The organism is Streptomyces sp. H27-H5 (genome assembly GCF_026627505.1).
GTDB lineage: Bacteria > Actinomycetota > Actinomycetes > Streptomycetales > Streptomycetaceae > Streptomyces.
The window spans coordinates 1-14,103 of record NZ_JAPNLK010000146.1; the positions used below are offsets into that span (position 1 = coordinate 1).

The 14,103-nt window shown below is 71.2% G+C and carries 18 protein-coding genes and 1 tRNA gene; 4 read left to right on the plus strand and 15 right to left on the minus strand.

What is annotated here, in order from left to right:
* Window positions 1–122 precede the first annotated feature (122 nt).
* Window positions 123–515, minus strand: coding sequence for a MarR family winged helix-turn-helix transcriptional regulator (locus OTB19_RS38735; RefSeq protein WP_267803502.1), 393 nt, complete (start codon window positions 513–515; stop codon window positions 123–125).
* Window positions 516–739: 224 nt separating this feature from the next.
* Here OTB19_RS38735 and OTB19_RS38740 point away from each other — a divergent pair, with 224 nt between their 5' ends.
* Complete coding sequence (locus tag OTB19_RS38740; RefSeq protein ID WP_267803492.1) at window positions 740–970, plus strand: hypothetical protein; 231 nt, start codon at window positions 740–742, stop codon at window positions 968–970.
* Between the two features lie 79 nt (window positions 971–1,049).
* On the opposite strand, the gene OTB19_RS38745 is transcribed toward OTB19_RS38740, so the two are convergent.
* The 10 genes from OTB19_RS38745 to OTB19_RS38790 form a co-directional block, all read right to left on the minus strand.
* Complete coding sequence (locus OTB19_RS38745; RefSeq protein ID WP_267803493.1) at window positions 1,050–1,919, minus strand: hypothetical protein; 870 nt, start codon at window positions 1,917–1,919, stop codon at window positions 1,050–1,052.
* Between the two features lie 57 nt (window positions 1,920–1,976).
* Window positions 1,977–2,816 (minus strand): RNA polymerase sigma factor SigF, encoded by an 840-nt coding sequence (locus tag OTB19_RS38750; protein ID WP_053684131.1) that lies wholly within the window; start codon window positions 2,814–2,816, stop codon window positions 1,977–1,979.
* 223 nt (window positions 2,817–3,039) lie between these two features.
* On the minus strand, window positions 3,040–3,972 hold the full coding sequence (locus tag OTB19_RS38755) for an RNA polymerase sigma factor SigF (RefSeq protein WP_267803503.1): 933 nt from the start codon (window positions 3,970–3,972) through the stop codon (window positions 3,040–3,042).
* A gap of 384 nt (window positions 3,973–4,356) precedes the next feature.
* On the minus strand, window positions 4,357–4,518 hold the full coding sequence (locus tag OTB19_RS38760) for a hypothetical protein (protein WP_199826690.1): 162 nt from the start codon (window positions 4,516–4,518) through the stop codon (window positions 4,357–4,359).
* A 457-nt stretch (window positions 4,519–4,975) separates the two neighbouring features.
* Window positions 4,976–5,263: a hypothetical protein gene (locus OTB19_RS38765; RefSeq protein ID WP_159041626.1), complete on the minus strand. Its 288-nt coding sequence runs from the start codon at window positions 5,261–5,263 to the stop codon at window positions 4,976–4,978.
* A gap of 178 nt (window positions 5,264–5,441) precedes the next feature.
* Window positions 5,442–5,528, minus strand: a tRNA-Ser gene (locus OTB19_RS38770).
* 68 nt (window positions 5,529–5,596) lie between these two features.
* Window positions 5,597–6,025: a tRNA adenosine(34) deaminase TadA gene (tadA, locus tag OTB19_RS38775; RefSeq protein WP_053684189.1), complete on the minus strand. Its 429-nt coding sequence runs from the start codon at window positions 6,023–6,025 to the stop codon at window positions 5,597–5,599.
* Window positions 6,026–6,090: 65 nt separating this feature from the next.
* A complete protein-coding gene (locus tag OTB19_RS38780) occupies window positions 6,091–6,639 on the minus strand; it encodes a hypothetical protein (protein ID WP_267803494.1) in 549 nt (182 codons plus the stop codon).
* A 364-nt stretch (window positions 6,640–7,003) separates the two neighbouring features.
* On the minus strand, window positions 7,004–7,189 hold the full coding sequence (locus tag OTB19_RS38785) for a hypothetical protein (protein WP_267803495.1): 186 nt from the start codon (window positions 7,187–7,189) through the stop codon (window positions 7,004–7,006).
* Window positions 7,190–7,291: 102 nt separating this feature from the next.
* A complete protein-coding gene (locus tag OTB19_RS38790; protein ID WP_267803496.1) occupies window positions 7,292–8,236 on the minus strand; it encodes a universal stress protein in 945 nt (314 codons plus the stop codon).
* 187 nt (window positions 8,237–8,423) lie between these two features.
* On the opposite strand from OTB19_RS38790, the gene upp reads away from it, so the two are divergent.
* Complete coding sequence (upp, locus tag OTB19_RS38795) at window positions 8,424–9,059, plus strand: uracil phosphoribosyltransferase (protein WP_053684141.1); 636 nt, start codon at window positions 8,424–8,426, stop codon at window positions 9,057–9,059.
* 34 nt (window positions 9,060–9,093) lie between these two features.
* On the opposite strand, the gene OTB19_RS38800 is transcribed toward upp, so the two are convergent.
* Window positions 9,094–9,759, minus strand: a complete 666-nt coding sequence (locus OTB19_RS38800; protein ID WP_267803497.1) for a LytR C-terminal domain-containing protein — start codon at window positions 9,757–9,759, stop codon at window positions 9,094–9,096.
* Between the two features lie 79 nt (window positions 9,760–9,838).
* Window positions 9,839–10,135 (minus strand): type II toxin-antitoxin system VapB family antitoxin, encoded by a 297-nt coding sequence (locus OTB19_RS38805; protein ID WP_008740979.1) that lies wholly within the window; start codon window positions 10,133–10,135, stop codon window positions 9,839–9,841.
* A gap of 88 nt (window positions 10,136–10,223) precedes the next feature.
* Between OTB19_RS38805 and OTB19_RS38810 the strand changes: the two genes are divergently transcribed.
* Together OTB19_RS38810 and opcA are read left to right on the plus strand one after the other, a co-directional pair.
* Window positions 10,224–11,804 (plus strand): helicase HerA-like domain-containing protein, encoded by a 1,581-nt coding sequence (locus OTB19_RS38810; RefSeq protein ID WP_267803498.1) that lies wholly within the window; start codon window positions 10,224–10,226, stop codon window positions 11,802–11,804.
* Between the two features lie 90 nt (window positions 11,805–11,894).
* Entirely contained in the window at window positions 11,895–12,827 is a 933-nt protein-coding gene (gene opcA / locus OTB19_RS38815) for a glucose-6-phosphate dehydrogenase assembly protein OpcA (RefSeq protein WP_267803499.1), read from the plus strand.
* Here the strand turns inward: opcA and OTB19_RS38820 are convergent.
* Together OTB19_RS38820 and OTB19_RS38825 are read right to left on the minus strand one after the other, a co-directional pair.
* The gene (locus OTB19_RS38820; RefSeq protein ID WP_267803500.1) at window positions 12,776–13,249 is read right to left on the minus strand and encodes a cupin domain-containing protein; all 474 of its coding nucleotides are present in this window, start codon (window positions 13,247–13,249) and stop codon (window positions 12,776–12,778) included. The genes opcA and OTB19_RS38820 overlap by 52 nt on opposite strands.
* Window positions 13,250–13,316: 67 nt before the next feature.
* Window positions 13,317–13,925 carry an HhH-GPD-type base excision DNA repair protein gene (locus OTB19_RS38825; protein WP_267803501.1) on the minus strand — a complete coding sequence of 203 codons (609 nt, stop codon included), beginning with the start codon at window positions 13,923–13,925 and terminating at the stop codon, window positions 13,317–13,319.
* Window positions 13,926–14,103 lie beyond the last annotated feature (178 nt).

Below are 14,103 nucleotides of genomic sequence, written 5' to 3' on the forward strand. Positions count from 1 at the left end.
GCTCGACAGCTACATCATCAACCGCAACGAGAACGCCAAGCCCTTCCGCTGGACCTACAAGGGCACCCCACTCAAGGAAGCAGCCTGACCAACACCCCTCCACGAACTTTCGCGGTGCAGCACTAGAAGCTCGATCGGAGTCGGGCCAGCAGGGTGTTGAGTACGTCGACGTCCTCGGCGGACCAGTCGGCCAGGGCGCGTTCCAGCGCCCGCGTGTACCGGGTCCCGAGGTCGGTCAGGAGTGCACGGCCGGTCGGGGTGAGCCGCAGGATCCGGCAGCGACCGTCGACGGGGTCGGTCTCGCGCTCGATCCAGCCGCGTTCGGCGACGTGGGTCACGTGCCGGCTGGTCACCGAGATGTCGATGGCCATGAGTTCGGCGAGCCGGCCGAGCCGCATCTCGCCGTGCCGGTCGAGCACGGTGAGCACGGCGGCCGAGCCGGGCGGGCAGTGCGGGGGCAGGGTGCGGGCGAGGTCGCGCTTGACCGCGCCGATGCCGGTGAGTTGGCGGGCCAACTCCTCGTACGCGGGAGCCGCCGTCGGGCTCGCCGTCGGGCTCGCCGAGCCCGTCTCCCCCGGACCGGCCGTCGTCTCGTTCACGGTCGTCTCGGTCGTGGTCGTCACCGAACCGCCCCCATCTTGTTGCTTTGAGTAACCATAGAAGCAGATGGTTGCTACAGGCAAATGAATTCGAGGGCGGGGCGGTAAAGGAAGGGGAAAACCCGCTAGGGTCCTGAACCATGGCTGAGAACCACAACTCACAGGTCCCCGAGGGCAACCACGACCCCGCGGGCAGCACGCAGATGTTCCGGGCGTTCGTGGAGGAGGCCGCGCCGGCCCGCCCGGCCGGGCCCGGCGCGCGACAGCAGCGACGGGCCGAGCGTCAGGCCGGTTCGAAGACGGGCACGTGGGTCGCCCTCGGCGCGGGCCTGCTCGTGGTCCTCGCGGTGGTCCTGTGGTTCGTCCTGTAGCGACCAGGTGAGGGCGGGACGCGGAGGCGGGCCTCGCCGGCCCTGCGAAACCGGTCCGGAGCCGGCCCGTCCCCGTCGTTCAGTTCCAGGTGGCGGTGACGTTCCGGGTGTCCACGTGCATGCCCAGGGGGACGCGCCAGGAGTCGACGCAGACCGTGTAGGTCCGCGTCCTCGTCGTGCCGCCCGCGATCGGGGTGGGCAGGGGCTGCGTCGTCGTACGGGTGGCCCAGTCGACGCCGAGGGCGCCGATGATGTGCGTCGCGAAGGTGATCGTGCCGGAGCGGGCCGCCGTGGTGCCGGTGTTGGTGAAGCTCACCGTGACGTTCTCGCACCACCGGTCCGCCGCGGCCGACCGGGTCGGGGCGCCGAGGACCAGCCGCGCCGGTGTGGCCGGGGCCGGTGGGGGCGGTGTGGTGCCCGGCGGGGTCGTCGGCGGCCTGGGCGTGCCGGAGCCACCCGTACCGCCCGTACTTCCCGTACTTCCCGAGCCGCCCGTGCCGCCGGAGGTCCCCGAATCGCCGGAACCGCCCGTACTTGAGCCGCCCGTGCCTCCCGTCGTGCCCGGAGGCGGGCCCCCGGGCGTGCCCGGCCGCCCGGGCTCCGCGCCGGTGCCCGCGCCCGCGCCCGGTGTCGATGCGGAGCCGCTGCCCGGCGGCGGCGTCGATCCGCTCCCGCTCCCGCCCTCGCCCGCTGCCTGCGGTGCGGGCGAGCCGGCCGGTGTACCGGTCGAGGCGGAGGCGGTGCCCGATGCCGGCGGGGCGCCGAGTCGCTGGAGCTCCACCTGTCCCCGGGGCGGTACGTTCTCCCCCGCGCGCCGCTCGGGACCGGGCGCGGCGGCGCCCACGGCCACGTAGCCGTCGCGCGTCGCGCCGCCGCAGCCGGTGAGGGCCGCGGCGGCGGTCGAGCAGCAGAGGGTGAGGGCCAACGCCGCGCGTGATCCCGTTCGCATCGCGTCAGTTTTCCTGACGCGTCGTCAATTGGGAACCGTGCGGAGCCGGTTGATTCCCTACTCGCCGATCAGGCCCACGCGCAGTTGCGCGAGCGTGCGGGTCAGCAGCCGGGAGACGTGCATCTGGGAGATGCCGACCTCCTCACCGATCTGCGACTGGGTCATGTTGGCGAAGAACCGCAGCATGATGATCTGCCGTTCCCGGGGCGGGAGTTTGGCCAGCAGCGGCTTGAGGGACTCGCGGTACTCGACGCCTTCGAGTGCCGTGTCCTCGTAGCCGAGCCGGTCCGCGAGCGAGCCTTCGCCGCCCTCGTCCTCGGGGGAGGGCGAGTCGAGCGAGGAGGCGGTGTAGGCGTTGCCGACGGCGAGGCCGTCGACCACGTCCTCCTCCGAGACGCCGAGCACGGCGGCCAGTTCCGGCACGGTCGGGGACCGGTCCAGCTTCTGGGCGAGCTCGTCACTGGCCTTGGTGAGGGCCAGTCGCAGCTCCTGGAGCCGGCGCGGGACGCGCACGGACCAGGAGGTGTCCCGGAAGAACCGCTTGATCTCGCCCACCACGGTCGGCATCGCGAACGTGGGGAACTCGACCCCGCGTTCGCAGTCGAACCGGTCGATCGCCTTGATCAGGCCGATCGTGCCGACCTGGACGATGTCCTCCATGGGCTCGTTGCGGCTGCGGAAGCGGGCCGCCGCGTAGCGCACGAGGGGCAGGTTCAGTTCGATCAGGGTGTCGCGTACGTACACTCGTTCGGGGCTGTCCGCGTCCAGGGTTGCGAGGCGCTGGAAGAGGGAGCGGGAGAGGGTGCGGGTGTCGATGGCTTCCGAGCGGTTGGACACTGCCGGCACCGCACGCTTGACGAGCGTGAGTACCTGTGAGCTGCCCTGGTCTACGGACATGCCACCCCCTTGAGGTCGCGGACGGTCGCGTCTTCTGCGCGCCCGTCGGAGGAACGCAGCCTCCACCTGAATACCGGAGGCGGGGCTGCGGCAAACGCGGTTCCAGCAGAATGTCACATGTCGGCAACACGCTGTAGCGCCATGTCGACATGTATCTCCAGCGACAGAGCGGAATGAGCCCGGTCTGTCGGGAAACGCGTCGGGGAAGCTCCACCCGATCCGGTTACGCCTCGATCCTGTTTGCGGATCGCAAGCGGGCGAAGCTCCTGGCGAGGAGTCGCGACACGTGCATCTGGGATACGCCCAGCTCAGCGCTGATCTGCGATTGCGTCAGATTGTTGTAGTACCGCAGGAGCAGGATCCGCTGTTCGCGCTCGGGCAGTTGTACGAGGAGATGGCGTACGAGGTCACGGTGTTCGACGCCGGCCAGTTCCGGGTCCTCGTAGCCGAGGCGGTCGAGCAGCCCGGGCATGCCGTCGCCCTCCTGCGCGGCCTCCAGCGAGGTTGCGTGGTAGCTCCGGCCGGCCTCGATGCAGGACAGCACCTCGTCCTCGGAGATCCGCAGTCGTTCGGCGATCTCGGGGGTGGTGGGGGTGCGGCCGTGCTGGGTGGTCAGGTCCTCGGTGGCGGCGTTGACCTGGACCCACAACTCGTGGAGACGGCGCGGGACGTGGACGGTGCGGACGTTGTCCCGGAAGTACCGCTTGATCTCGCCCACGACGGTCGGCATGGCGAAGGTCGGGAACTGGACCCCGCGTTCGGGGTCGAAGCGGTCGATCGCGTTGATGAGACCGATCGTGCCGACCTGGACCACGTCCTCCATCGGCTCGTTGCGGCTGCGGAAGCGGGCCGCCGCGTACCGGACGAGCGGCAGGTTGGCCTCGATGAGGGCGCCGCGCACCTGGTCGTGCTCGCGGGTGCCGGGCTGGAGCGCCTTCAGCTGCCCGAAGAGGACCTGGGTGAGCGCCCGGGTGTCGGCGCCCCGGCTCTGCGGCCTCGGGGCGACGGGCGGCCCCTGCGGGGCTTCCTGGGGTGGCGGTGCGGGGGATTGCGCCGGCTCGCCGGTCGCGGACGCCTGCGTCGGTGAGGGGGTGGACGGTTCCCGGGAGGGCCCCGCCGGGGACTCCTGCCGGGGCGACTCCTGTTGCGGGGGCACCTGGGCGTCCTGGTGGGGCGGGGTGGCGGCCTGCGGGCCGTGGGCACCGTGCGGGCCGGATGAGCGGGGGGTGTCCCGCGCGCCGGGGGCGGCGTGCGGGCCCGGAAGGCTCTGGGTGTGCTGAGGCTCCTGAGGGTCCTGCTGGGGTGGCACCTGAGGCGCAGTACTGGCCGGCACGGTCACGCCACCCCTTCAGTCAACTATCCGTCAAAAGCGGTCATAGCATCACAAGAGATGTGCACTATGCGCAAGCACCGCATATCTCCGTGTTGAGGGTAAATTGCCCATATGTGGGCATTCAGTTCGAGCGTGGATAACGCAAAAGACCCCCCACCCGTCGGAGTGGGGGGCCGGTATGTCCGGAAGCCGCTTCAGCGTACGGGTTCAGGTCACCAGTTCGGTCATGAACTCGCCGATACCGTGCGCGGCGTCCGAGATTCCCTGGAAGCCTATTTGGACCATATCGGCGGCTTTGATCGGCTGGGTGATGATCACGAAGAGTACGAAGACGGCGAGCGCGCCCGTGATGATCTTCTTGGTGTCCACGAGCGGTGTCGGCCTCCCCAACCGGTCCTGCAAAGTCGGGTGAGTCTAACCGGTCGGGTTTGGACACTCACCTGCCCTTTAAGGACCAATGACCCGGCGTTCCGGGTCCTTTGCCGCCCGGCGGCGGGGTGGGGGAGGCGCAGGATGGAACACGAGCCCACCGGTTCTGGCAGGAAATCGGTGAGCCAGGGACAGGGCCTCACTGCGGGGTCCGAGTCGCGGGCTTCCCCCTGTACCGCGGCACGGACTGGCAGGTTCCGTCCTCATCGGGGGGAGTGGCTTGTCCCCCCGATGCCGCTTCCCCCGTCCCGACGTCGAAGGTCCCGACCCCCGGTCGGGGCCTTCTTCGTGTGCGGCCCCGTGCTCCGGAGCGTGGGCGGACCGTTCGCGGGCCGCTCGCCGGACCGCGTGGTCTGCCCGCCGGACTGTTCGAGCCGACGGTTCGAATCCGGTGCGGCTATTCGATACCGCCGGCGAGGTCGGTGATGGGCTGTACGGGCGCGATCACGGGTGCGAGGTCGTTGGGGAGGTCCATCAGCCGGTTGAGCTGGTTCAGGTCGTTGAGCTTGGCGCCGATCTCCTTCACGGATCCGGGCGTCGCCCCGCGCGGCATCCCCGGGGCCGCCGTCGGCAGGTCCGGGAGGGTGAGCGGGGCGATCGGCGCGGCGGAGGCGGCGGGAGCGGCGAGGCCCGCGGCGGCCCCCGCGAGGGCGAAGGCGGCGAGGATGCGCTGGGTCTTGGTCATGCCGTGACAACGGTCGAGGGGGCGGCCGGTCACGCGCCTGTCCCCCGGAGGGCCCCGGAAGCGCCGAGAGTCCCGCACGCCGTGAGGGCCCCGGAAACGCCGAGAGCCCCGGAAACGCCGAGCGTCCCGGGAAAAGCCGAGAGCCCCGACCCTTGCGGGGCGGGGCTCTCGATCAGAGCGGTAGCGGTGGGATTTGAACCCACGGATAGCTTGCACCATCACACGCTTTCGAGGCGTGCTCCTTCGGCCGCTCGGACACGCTACCGAGAGAGAGCTTAGCCCAAAGTGCGCCGTGCTCCGAAATCCGTGTCGGGGCGACCCTCGTCACAGCGGTCACAGGTCGCGGAAGAAGTCCTTCAGCTGCCGGGCGCACTCGTCCGCGAGCACCCCGCGGACCACCTCCGGCCGGTGGTTGAGTCGGCGGTCCCGTACGAGGTCCCACAACGATCCCGCGGCGCCGGCCTTCTCGTCGTCCGCGCCGTAGACGACCCGGGCCACCCGGGACTGCACGAGGGCGCCCGCGCACATCACGCACGGCTCCAGGGTGACCACGAGGGTGCATCCCGGGAGTCGCCATTCCCCGAGGGCGGCCGCCGCACGGCGCAGTGCCAGCACCTCGGCGTGCGCCGTGGGGTCGCCGGCGGCCTCGCGTTCGTTGTGCCCGGTGGACAGGACCTCGCCCGCCGGGCCCAGCACGACGGCGCCGACCGGCACGTCGCCGGCCGGCACCGCCAGGGCGGCCTCCCGGAGCGCCAGGCGCATGGAGTCCCGCCAGGGGTCCCGTACGGGGTCGGGACCGGGGTGGTGCGTGTCGTGCTCGTCGATCACTAGCGGACGGCCTCCAGGACCTCGGTGGCGCCGAGGGATTCGGCGATCGCCGAGAGGGCGTCGCCCTCCAGGGCGGTCAGTTGCTTGGGGCTGACGCCGAGGTCGTTGAGCAGGCCGAGATCACCGAACGGGCCGGCCGGCAACGGCTCGGCGCCGGTCCCGAGCGGGGAGTCGGTGGCCTCGTCCTCGTCGGCGAAGGCGGAGACGGTCTCCTCCTCGCCGTCCTCGGTGCCGTCCAGGTCGAGTTCGTCGAGTTCGTCGTCCTCCTCGTCGCTGCCCAGCAGCTCTTTGGTCAGCATCGAGCCGTAGGAGCTGCGGCCGGCTACGGAGGCGTTGGACACGAAGTACCGAGGGTCTTCCTCGCCGTCCAGGCGCATGACGCCGAACCAGGCGTCCTCCTGCTCGATGAGGGCGACCACCGGCTCGTCGTCGACGGCGGCGGAACGGGCGAGATCGATCAGATCGGTCAGGGACTCGACGTCGTCGAGTTCCAGGTCGCTCGCTTCCCACCCATCTTCGGTGCGCGCGAGCAGTGCGGCGAAATACACCGTGACTCTCCCACTGGTCATAGGCGTGCCGGTTGGAGGTCCCCCCGGCCGGAGGATGGGGTGAAACGGTCGTGCTGCTCACCGGTTCGTGCCCCGCCCAATCGGCATCGTGGCAGAAACAGCGGCTTTGCGAGAGGTCTTCCGCCGTGTCGCGCCGGGGCGCCGCCGCCGGGTGGACGGGTCGAAGGGGCCCGGGCCGGCCGAGGCGCCATTCCCCCGAGGGGCGTTGCCCCGGGGCCGCGCGGCTCAAACTCCGACGGGGCCGAACGGCCCCGGAAGCCGGGCGGTTCACCGGGCGGGCCGAGCGATTCACCGGGCGGTTCACCGGGCAAGCCGGGCGGAACCCGAGGAGAGTCGGGGCGGATCACCAGCGGAAGGTGCGCATCCGCATCTGTTGGCGCATGCGGGCGGCGCGGGCGCGCCGCGGTTGGACGCGGTCGCGCAGTTCACGGGCCTCGTTCAGGTCCCGCAGGAACTGGGCGCGCCGCGCTCTGCGCTGCGCCGCCGTTTCCGCCTCTCCGCTCTCCACGCTCGGCTCTGTTTCTGGCATGGGCCATCACCCCGGCTGCTGGTCCGGTCGTCCTCGCCCCCCGAACCCACCTTCCCCCGGACCGCCCGATTGATGCCACCCCCGCGCAAGGGTTCTCGCAGCTCAGGCGTCTTCCGTCCGCGTCGGCACCACCGCGACCGGGCCGTGCGCGTGGTGGAGCACGGCGTGCGCGACGGAGCCGATCATGAGCGGGCCCACGTTCCGCGTGGGGTGGTGGCGGCCGACCACGACGAGCGCGGCCGAGCGGGACGCGGTGACGAGCCGGCCCGCCGCCTCGCCGGGCACGGCGGCCTGCTCGACGGGCACGTGCGGGTGGCGGACCCGGAACGGGGCCAGTCGTTCCGTTTGGGAGCGGAGCATCTCCCGCTCGGCCGGCACCCCGTCGCCGCCGTCCGCCAGGCCCTCCGGCGGGATCACCGCGAAGGGGCTGTCGACGCCGATCATCGTCGAGGGCGGGACGGCGTACGCGGAGACCACCTGGACGGCGGTCCCCCGCACGGCGGCTTCCTCGAAGGCGAAGGCCAGTACGTCGTCGGGGGTCTCCGCCGCGTGCAGCCCGACCACCACCCGCCCGGCCGACTCCTCCCCGGAGGCCTCCACGACGCGTCCGGCGTGCGGGACCACGACCACCGGGCAGGTCGTGGTGGAGGCGACGGCGCGGCTGTTGGAGCCGAGCAGCAGGGCGGCGAAACCGCCGCGTCCCCGGGATCCCATCACGAGCATCCGGGGGTCGGCCTCGGCGCCGATGACCCGCAGCGCCTCGGGGACGGACCCCTCCAGGGCCTCGTAGCGGACCTCGGCGGGCAGTTCGGGGGCGCGTGCGAGGAGGTCCCGTACGTGCTCGCTCACCGGGTCGGTGTACTCCTCCGGCTCGGACGCGGAGTGCAGGGCGGAGCGCCGGCCCGCGTACAACTGGGCGCTGTCGGGCAGGACGTGCGCGACCATGAGCCCGCCACCGTGCAGGAGCGCGGTGGTCCGGGCCCACTCCAGCGCCTTGAGACTGTGTTCCGATCCGTCCACGGCCGCTATGACGAGGGAGGTGCTCATCAACCAAGGGTGCTGGGCGTCCGGGCGGGCCGCATCTCCGCGCGTCGCGGGCCCGCGGGCGGCTTTCGGACGCGGAGGGGTCGTGTCACCGCGTAGCCTTTTGGGTGTGGGTCGCACACCGCGGCCGTTTTCGCAGGTCGCAGGTCGAAACCCGGCAGCTGGCGGCAGCTGAGTCTTGGAGGATGTTGTGCGTTTGCAGGTCGTCGATCACCCGTTGGTCGCGCACAAGCTCACCACCCTGCGCGACAAGCGCACCGACTCCCCCACCTTCCGTCGGCTCGCCGACGAGCTGGTGACCCTCCTCGCGTACGAGGCCACGCGCGACGTGCGGACCGAGCAGGCCGACATCGAGACCCCGGTCGGCCCGACCACCGGCGTCAAGCTGTCGCACCCGCGTCCGCTGGTCGTGCCGATCCTGCGCGCCGGTCTCGGCATGCTGGACGGCATGGTGCGGCTGCTGCCGACCGCCGAGGTGGGCTTCCTGGGCATGGTCCGCAACGAGGAGACCCTGGAGGCCTCCACGTACGCGACGCGCATGCCGGAGGACCTCTCCGGCCGTCAGGTGTACGTGGTCGACCCGATGCTGGCCACCGGCGGCACGCTGGTCGCGGCGATCCGGGAGCTCATCAAGCGCGGCGCCGACGACGTGACCGCCGTGGTGTTGCTGGCCGCGCCCGAGGGCGTCGAGATCATGGAACGCGAGCTTGCGGGCACGCCGGTGACGGTGGTGACGGCCGCCGTGGACGAGCGGCTCAACGAGAACGGTTACATCGTGCCGGGCCTCGGCGACGCGGGCGACCGCATGTACGGTTCCGCCGAATAAGCGACCGTCGACTCCGCCGGGTGGGCCCGGCGGATCAGCACGTCTTGGCGGGCGCGGGTACGGGGTGGGCCAGTGTGGCCAGCGCCTTGTCCGCGTCCGCCTTCGTGTTCAGTTCCTTGAAGGCGTTGCCGAGGATCAGGTCGATGTCCTTGCCCTCGCGGGTGTCGTTCTGCAGGGTGACACCGGCCAGCTGGGTGCCGAGCACGGAGTACGCGGCCTTGTCGGTGGTGGGGGCGCCCAGCAGTATGCCGATGCCGGGGACCTTCTTGTCGAAGTCGGCGGGCGCGTTGCCGACCTGGCCGACGGTGAAGCCGCGTTTCTTCAGCTCGTCGCCGACCAGTTTGGCGAGGCCCGCGCGCGGGGTCGCGTTGTAGACGTTGACCGTGATCTCGGCGGGCTTGGGGAGGGTGACCGCGGCGGCCGGGGACGCGGGGCGCGCGGAGACGGCCGAGGCCGGTCCGGCCTTGCTCGGGGAGCCGGTCGGACAGTCCTTGCCCGCCGCGACCGTCTTCTTGCCGCCGTTGCCTCGGAACACGTCGATGAGCTGCAAAGCCCCGTAGCCGAGCAGGGCCAGTGCGAGGACGGATCCGAGCAGGGCGAACACGATCCGGCGGCGTCGCCGGGGTCGGCTCATGCGGGGGTAGGCAGCTCCCGTTACGCGGTACTTTCCGCCCATGCCGGGGGGTGTGAGCATGCTCATGGGCGCAGCGTAGTGCCGTACCGGGACGATGCCTACTAAATGATCTGTTGATCGGGTAAGGCAGACCCGAAAGGCGCAATCAGTCCATCTCAAGGACGCGTGCATGCAGCACTTGGCGCTGCTGGAGCGCCGCGCGCACGGCGCGGTGCAGCCCGTCCTCCAGGTACAGGTCGCCCTGCCACTTCACGACGTGCGCGAAGAGGTCGCCGTAGAACGTGGAGTCCTCGGCGAGCAGCGTTTCGAGGTCGAGCTGCCCCTTGGTGGTCACGAGCTGGTCGAGCCGGACCGGGCGCGGGGCGACGTCCGCCCACTGCCGGGTGGTTTCCCTGCCGTGGTCGGGGTACGGCCGGCCGCTTCCGATGCGCTTGAAGATCACACGGAAAGCCTACCGGGCCGGTGCCTGCGGGCGCAGCCTCGCTGCGTGGGTGCAAAGGTGACAGGCAGGGCTATTTCGGGAGTGAAGCATGAGCGAGAGCACCGACCCCGCGTCTCCGGCCGACCGGATCGCCGCCGGGTACGCCTTCACCGGACCCGCGCTGGACCTGGGTGCCCTGCTGTGGGACGGGCGGTGTCTGGCGGACCACCAGATCCGTGTTCCGCTGTCGATGCTGAACCGGCACGGGCTGGTCGCGGGGGCCACCGGCACCGGGAAGACGAAGACCCTCCAGCTGATCGCCGAGCAGTTGTCGGCGAACGGCGTGCCGGTGTTCCTCGCCGACATCAAGGGCGACGTCTCCGGCATCTCGGCGCCCGGCGCGGACAACGAGAAGGTCCGGGAGCGCGCCGCGGACGTGGCCCAGGACTGGTCGGCCACGGCCTGCCCCGCCGAGTTCTATTCCCTGGGCGGCATCGGCACCGGCATCCCGGTGCGGGCCACGGTGACCGCTTTCGGTCCGGTGCTCCTGTCGAAGGTGCTCCAGCTCAATCAGACCCAGGAGCAGTCATTGGGGCTGATCTTCCACTACGCCGATTCCAAGGGCCTGGAACTGATCGACCTGAAGGACCTGCGGGCCGTGGTGGCCTTCCTCGTGTCCGACAAGGGAAAAGCCGAGCTCAAGGGCATCGGCGGACTTTCCACGGTCACCGCCGGGGTGATTCTCCGGGCCCTCACCGCATTCGAACAGCAGGGTGCGTCCGAGTTCTTCGGAGAACCCGAATTCGACACCTCGGAATTCCTCCGGACGGCGGCCGACGGGCGCGGTCTGGTCTCGGTCCTGGAACTCCCGGCGGTCCAGGACAAACCGCAGCTGTTCTCCACCTTCCTGATGTGGCTGCTCGCCGATCTGTACACCGACCTGCCGGAAGTCGGCGATCTCGATCGGCCGAAACTCGTCTTCTTCTTCGACGAGGCGCACCTGCTCTTCAACAGCGCCTCCAAGGCCTTCCTGGAGTCCATCACCCAGACCGTGCGGCTCATCCGCTCGAAGGGCATCGGCGTCTTCTTCGTGACCCAGACGCCCAAGGACGTGCCGGCCGACGTGTTGGCGCAGCTCGGCAACCGGGTGCAGCATGCCTTGCGCGCCTTCACCCCGGACGACGCCAAGGCGCTCAAGGCGACGGTGAAGACCTTCCCGAACTCCCCCTACGACCTGGAGGAACTCCTCACCGGTCTGGGCACCGGCGAGGCGGTGATCACCGTGCTCAGCGAGAACGGCGCCCCCACTCCCGTCGCGGCGACCCGGTTGCGTGCCCCGCAGTCGCTGATGGGGCCCGTGGACGCGGCGACCCTGGAGGGGGCCGTGAAGGCCTCGCTGCTCTACTCCCGCTACGCGGAGCCGATCGATCGCGAGTCGGCGTACGAGAAGATCAGCGCCGAGCAGGCGGCCGCCGAGGCCGAGGCGGAGGCGGCCGCCGCGGCGGCGGCGGCGGAGAAGGAGGCCAAGCAGGCGGAGAAGGCGGCCCGCAGCGCCCCCAAGCCCGATCCCTCGCCGGCCCAACAGGTCGTGGGCAGCGGCATGTTCCGCTCGCTGGCCCGTTCCATCGGCACCCAACTGGGCCGCGAGATCTCCCGCTCCCTCTTCGGCACGGCCCGCCGGCGCAAGTAGCCGGGGCCCGGTCGGCGAGTCGAGGCGAGTCGAGGCGTATTCCAGCGAACCGGTTGCGGGACGCTTGGCGGGCGCTGACAGACTCGGGGCATGCGGACCGAACTCACCGACACCACGTCCAGCAAGATCGACCGGGCTCTGCTCGAAGCCCGGCGAGCCGTCGGCAGTCCCGCGATGGGGCTGGTGCTGACGCTCGTCGTGGTCACCGACGAGGAGAACGCCTACGACGCGGTACGCGCGGCCTCCGAGGCCTCCCGCGAGCACCCGTGCCGCATCATCGCGGTGATCAAGCGGAGCACGCGCGGGCCCCGCAAGCTCCCGCAGAGCCGTCTCGACGCCGAGCTGAGGGTCGGCACGGACGCCGGTTCGGGGGAGATCGTGCTGCTCCGGCTGCACGGGGAACTCACCGACCAGGCCGGCTCGGTCGTCCTGCCGCTGCTGGTGCCGGACGCGCCGGTGGTGGCCTGGTGGCCGGCCGACGCGCCCGCCGACCCGGCCCGGGACCCGCTGGGCGCGCTGGCCCAGCGCAGGATCACCGACGCCCAGGCCGCGCTGGACCCGGTCGCCGTCCTGGACGAGCGCGCGCGGGTCTACGCCCCCGGGGACACGGATCTGGCCTGGACCCGGCTGACGCCGTGGCGCTCGCTGTTGGCCGCCGCCCTGGACCAGAAGCCGCTGCCGGTGACGGGCGCGGCGGTGGAGAGCGAGGCGGACAACGCGAGCGCCGAGCTGCTGGCCCGCTGGCTGGAGGGCCGGCTGCGGGTGCCGGTGCGCCGGGTGGTCACGGACGGGCCCGTCATCACCCGTGTCGTGCTGGAGACCGGCGCGGGTGAGATACGGGTGGACCGGCCCGCCGGGGTGCTGGCCAGCCTGATCCTGCCGGGGTGGCCGGACCGCAAGGTGGCGCTCAAGGTCCGCGGCCTCTCCGAGCTGATCGCGGAGGAGCTGCGGCGGCTCGACGCCGATGAGGTCTACGCGTCGGCGTTGCGCGGGCGACCGGCCCAGGCCTCGCTCTCGGCGTAGTGGTTGTCGTACACCGGCTGGCTGTCGATGATGTCCTGCACGGTGGCCTCGCCGGCGCGGACCCGGCCGAGCAGCCGGTAGTAGTCGAAGCGCGCCATGCCGGGGGTGAAGCCGACGAGCACCTCGGCGGTCCGGCCGGCGGCCGGGGCGAAGGCGTGCTTCACGCCGGCCGGGATGCTGATGAAGTCGCCCTTGCCGAGGGTGTGGATCTCGTCGCCGACGAGGACGTCGAGCAGGCCGTCGGTGACGTGGAAGAACTCGGTGGCCTTGGTGTGGAAGTGCACCGGGGCGCCGGCCGCGCCGACCTCGAAACTCGCGGTGTTGCAGGTGAGTTCGGGGGTGTCGGTGAGGAGCGTGATGACGCTGCCCGGGCCGTCGGTGATGGTCTCGGCAGCGGCGGCGCGGGTGAGGTTCTCAGTCATGATCATGATCATAGGTGGGGGCTCTGACAGCGGCCGAGCCGTTTTTTCGTGCCGCTCGGCGGGTCCGTCAGCCCGCCGGCGGGTTCTTCGCCTTCGCCGCCTTCGCGGCGGCCTTGTGCTCCTGCTTGTACGCCCGCACCTTGGCCAGTGACTCCGGTCCGGTGATGTCCGCCGCGGAGCGGTGGATGTTCGCCGGGCCGTATCCGCCGGCCGCCTCCCGCCAGCCCTTGGGGCGGACGCCGAAGCGCTTGCCGAGCAGGGCCAGGAAGATCTGGGCCTTCTGTTCCCCGAAGCCGGGCAGCTCCTTGAGGCGCGCGAGCAGCTCGTCGCCGGTCGTCGCGTCCCGCCAGACGGCCTCGGCGTCCCCCTCGTAGTGCTCCACCAGGTATGCGCAGAGCTGCTGGATCCGCTTCGCCATGGATCCCGGGTAGCGGTGCACGGCCGGCTTCTCGCTGAGCAGGGCCGCGAAGGCCTCCGGGTCGTACGCGGCGATCGCGTGCGCGTCGAGGTCGTCCGTGTCGAGGCGGCGCGCGATCGTGTGGGGGCCCGAGAACGCCCATTCCATCGGGACCTGCTGGTCGAGCAGCATTCCGACCAGCGCGGCGAGCGGGCTTCGGCCGAGCAGGGCGTCCGCCTCCGGCTGCTGGGCCAGCCGGATGGTGATCTCCTTGTCCATGACTCCAGACTCCCCCGTGCGCGCCTTCCGCGCGCGGGCGGCACACCGGCGGCCTAGTGCTGCTCCGCGAAAGTTCGTGGAGGGGGGTTCAGGCTTCCTGGAGGGGGCTGGCGGCGTAGGTCCACTTGAAGGGGCGGGCGGTCTCGTTCCGTTTGATCATGTAGTCGTCCATCTTGGC

What these genes read in the sequence shown, in the direction of transcription:
- OTB19_RS38745 (WP_267803493.1), bottom strand. Translation starts at nt 1,919, where the DNA reads ATGCGAACGGGATCACGCGCGGCGTTGGCCCTCACCCTCTGCTGCTCG.
- OTB19_RS38765 (WP_159041626.1), bottom strand. Translation starts at nt 5,263, where the DNA reads ATGACCAAGACCCAGCGCATCCTCGCCGCCTTCGCCCTCGCGGGGGCC.
- OTB19_RS38820 (WP_267803500.1), bottom strand. Translation starts at nt 13,249, where the DNA reads ATGACTGAGAACCTCACCCGCGCCGCCGCTGCCGAGACCATCACCGAC.
- opcA (WP_267803499.1), top strand. Translation starts at nt 11,895, where the DNA reads ATGCGGACCGAACTCACCGACACCACGTCCAGCAAGATCGACCGGGCT.
- OTB19_RS38750 (WP_053684131.1), bottom strand. Translation starts at nt 2,816, where the DNA reads ATGTCCGTAGACCAGGGCAGCTCACAGGTACTCACGCTCGTCAAGCGT.
- OTB19_RS38810 (WP_267803498.1), top strand. Translation starts at nt 10,224, where the DNA reads ATGAGCGAGAGCACCGACCCCGCGTCTCCGGCCGACCGGATCGCCGCC.
- OTB19_RS38825 (WP_267803501.1), bottom strand. Translation starts at nt 13,925, where the DNA reads ATGGACAAGGAGATCACCATCCGGCTGGCCCAGCAGCCGGAGGCGGAC.
- OTB19_RS38740 (WP_267803492.1), top strand. Translation starts at nt 740, where the DNA reads ATGGCTGAGAACCACAACTCACAGGTCCCCGAGGGCAACCACGACCCC.
- OTB19_RS38785 (WP_267803495.1), bottom strand. Translation starts at nt 7,189, where the DNA reads ATGCCAGAAACAGAGCCGAGCGTGGAGAGCGGAGAGGCGGAAACGGCG.
- OTB19_RS38800 (WP_267803497.1), bottom strand. Translation starts at nt 9,759, where the DNA reads ATGAGCATGCTCACACCCCCCGGCATGGGCGGAAAGTACCGCGTAACG.
- OTB19_RS38790 (WP_267803496.1), bottom strand. Translation starts at nt 8,236, where the DNA reads ATGAGCACCTCCCTCGTCATAGCGGCCGTGGACGGATCGGAACACAGT.
- tadA (WP_053684189.1), bottom strand. Translation starts at nt 6,025, where the DNA reads ATGCGCCTGGCGCTCCGGGAGGCCGCCCTGGCGGTGCCGGCCGGCGAC.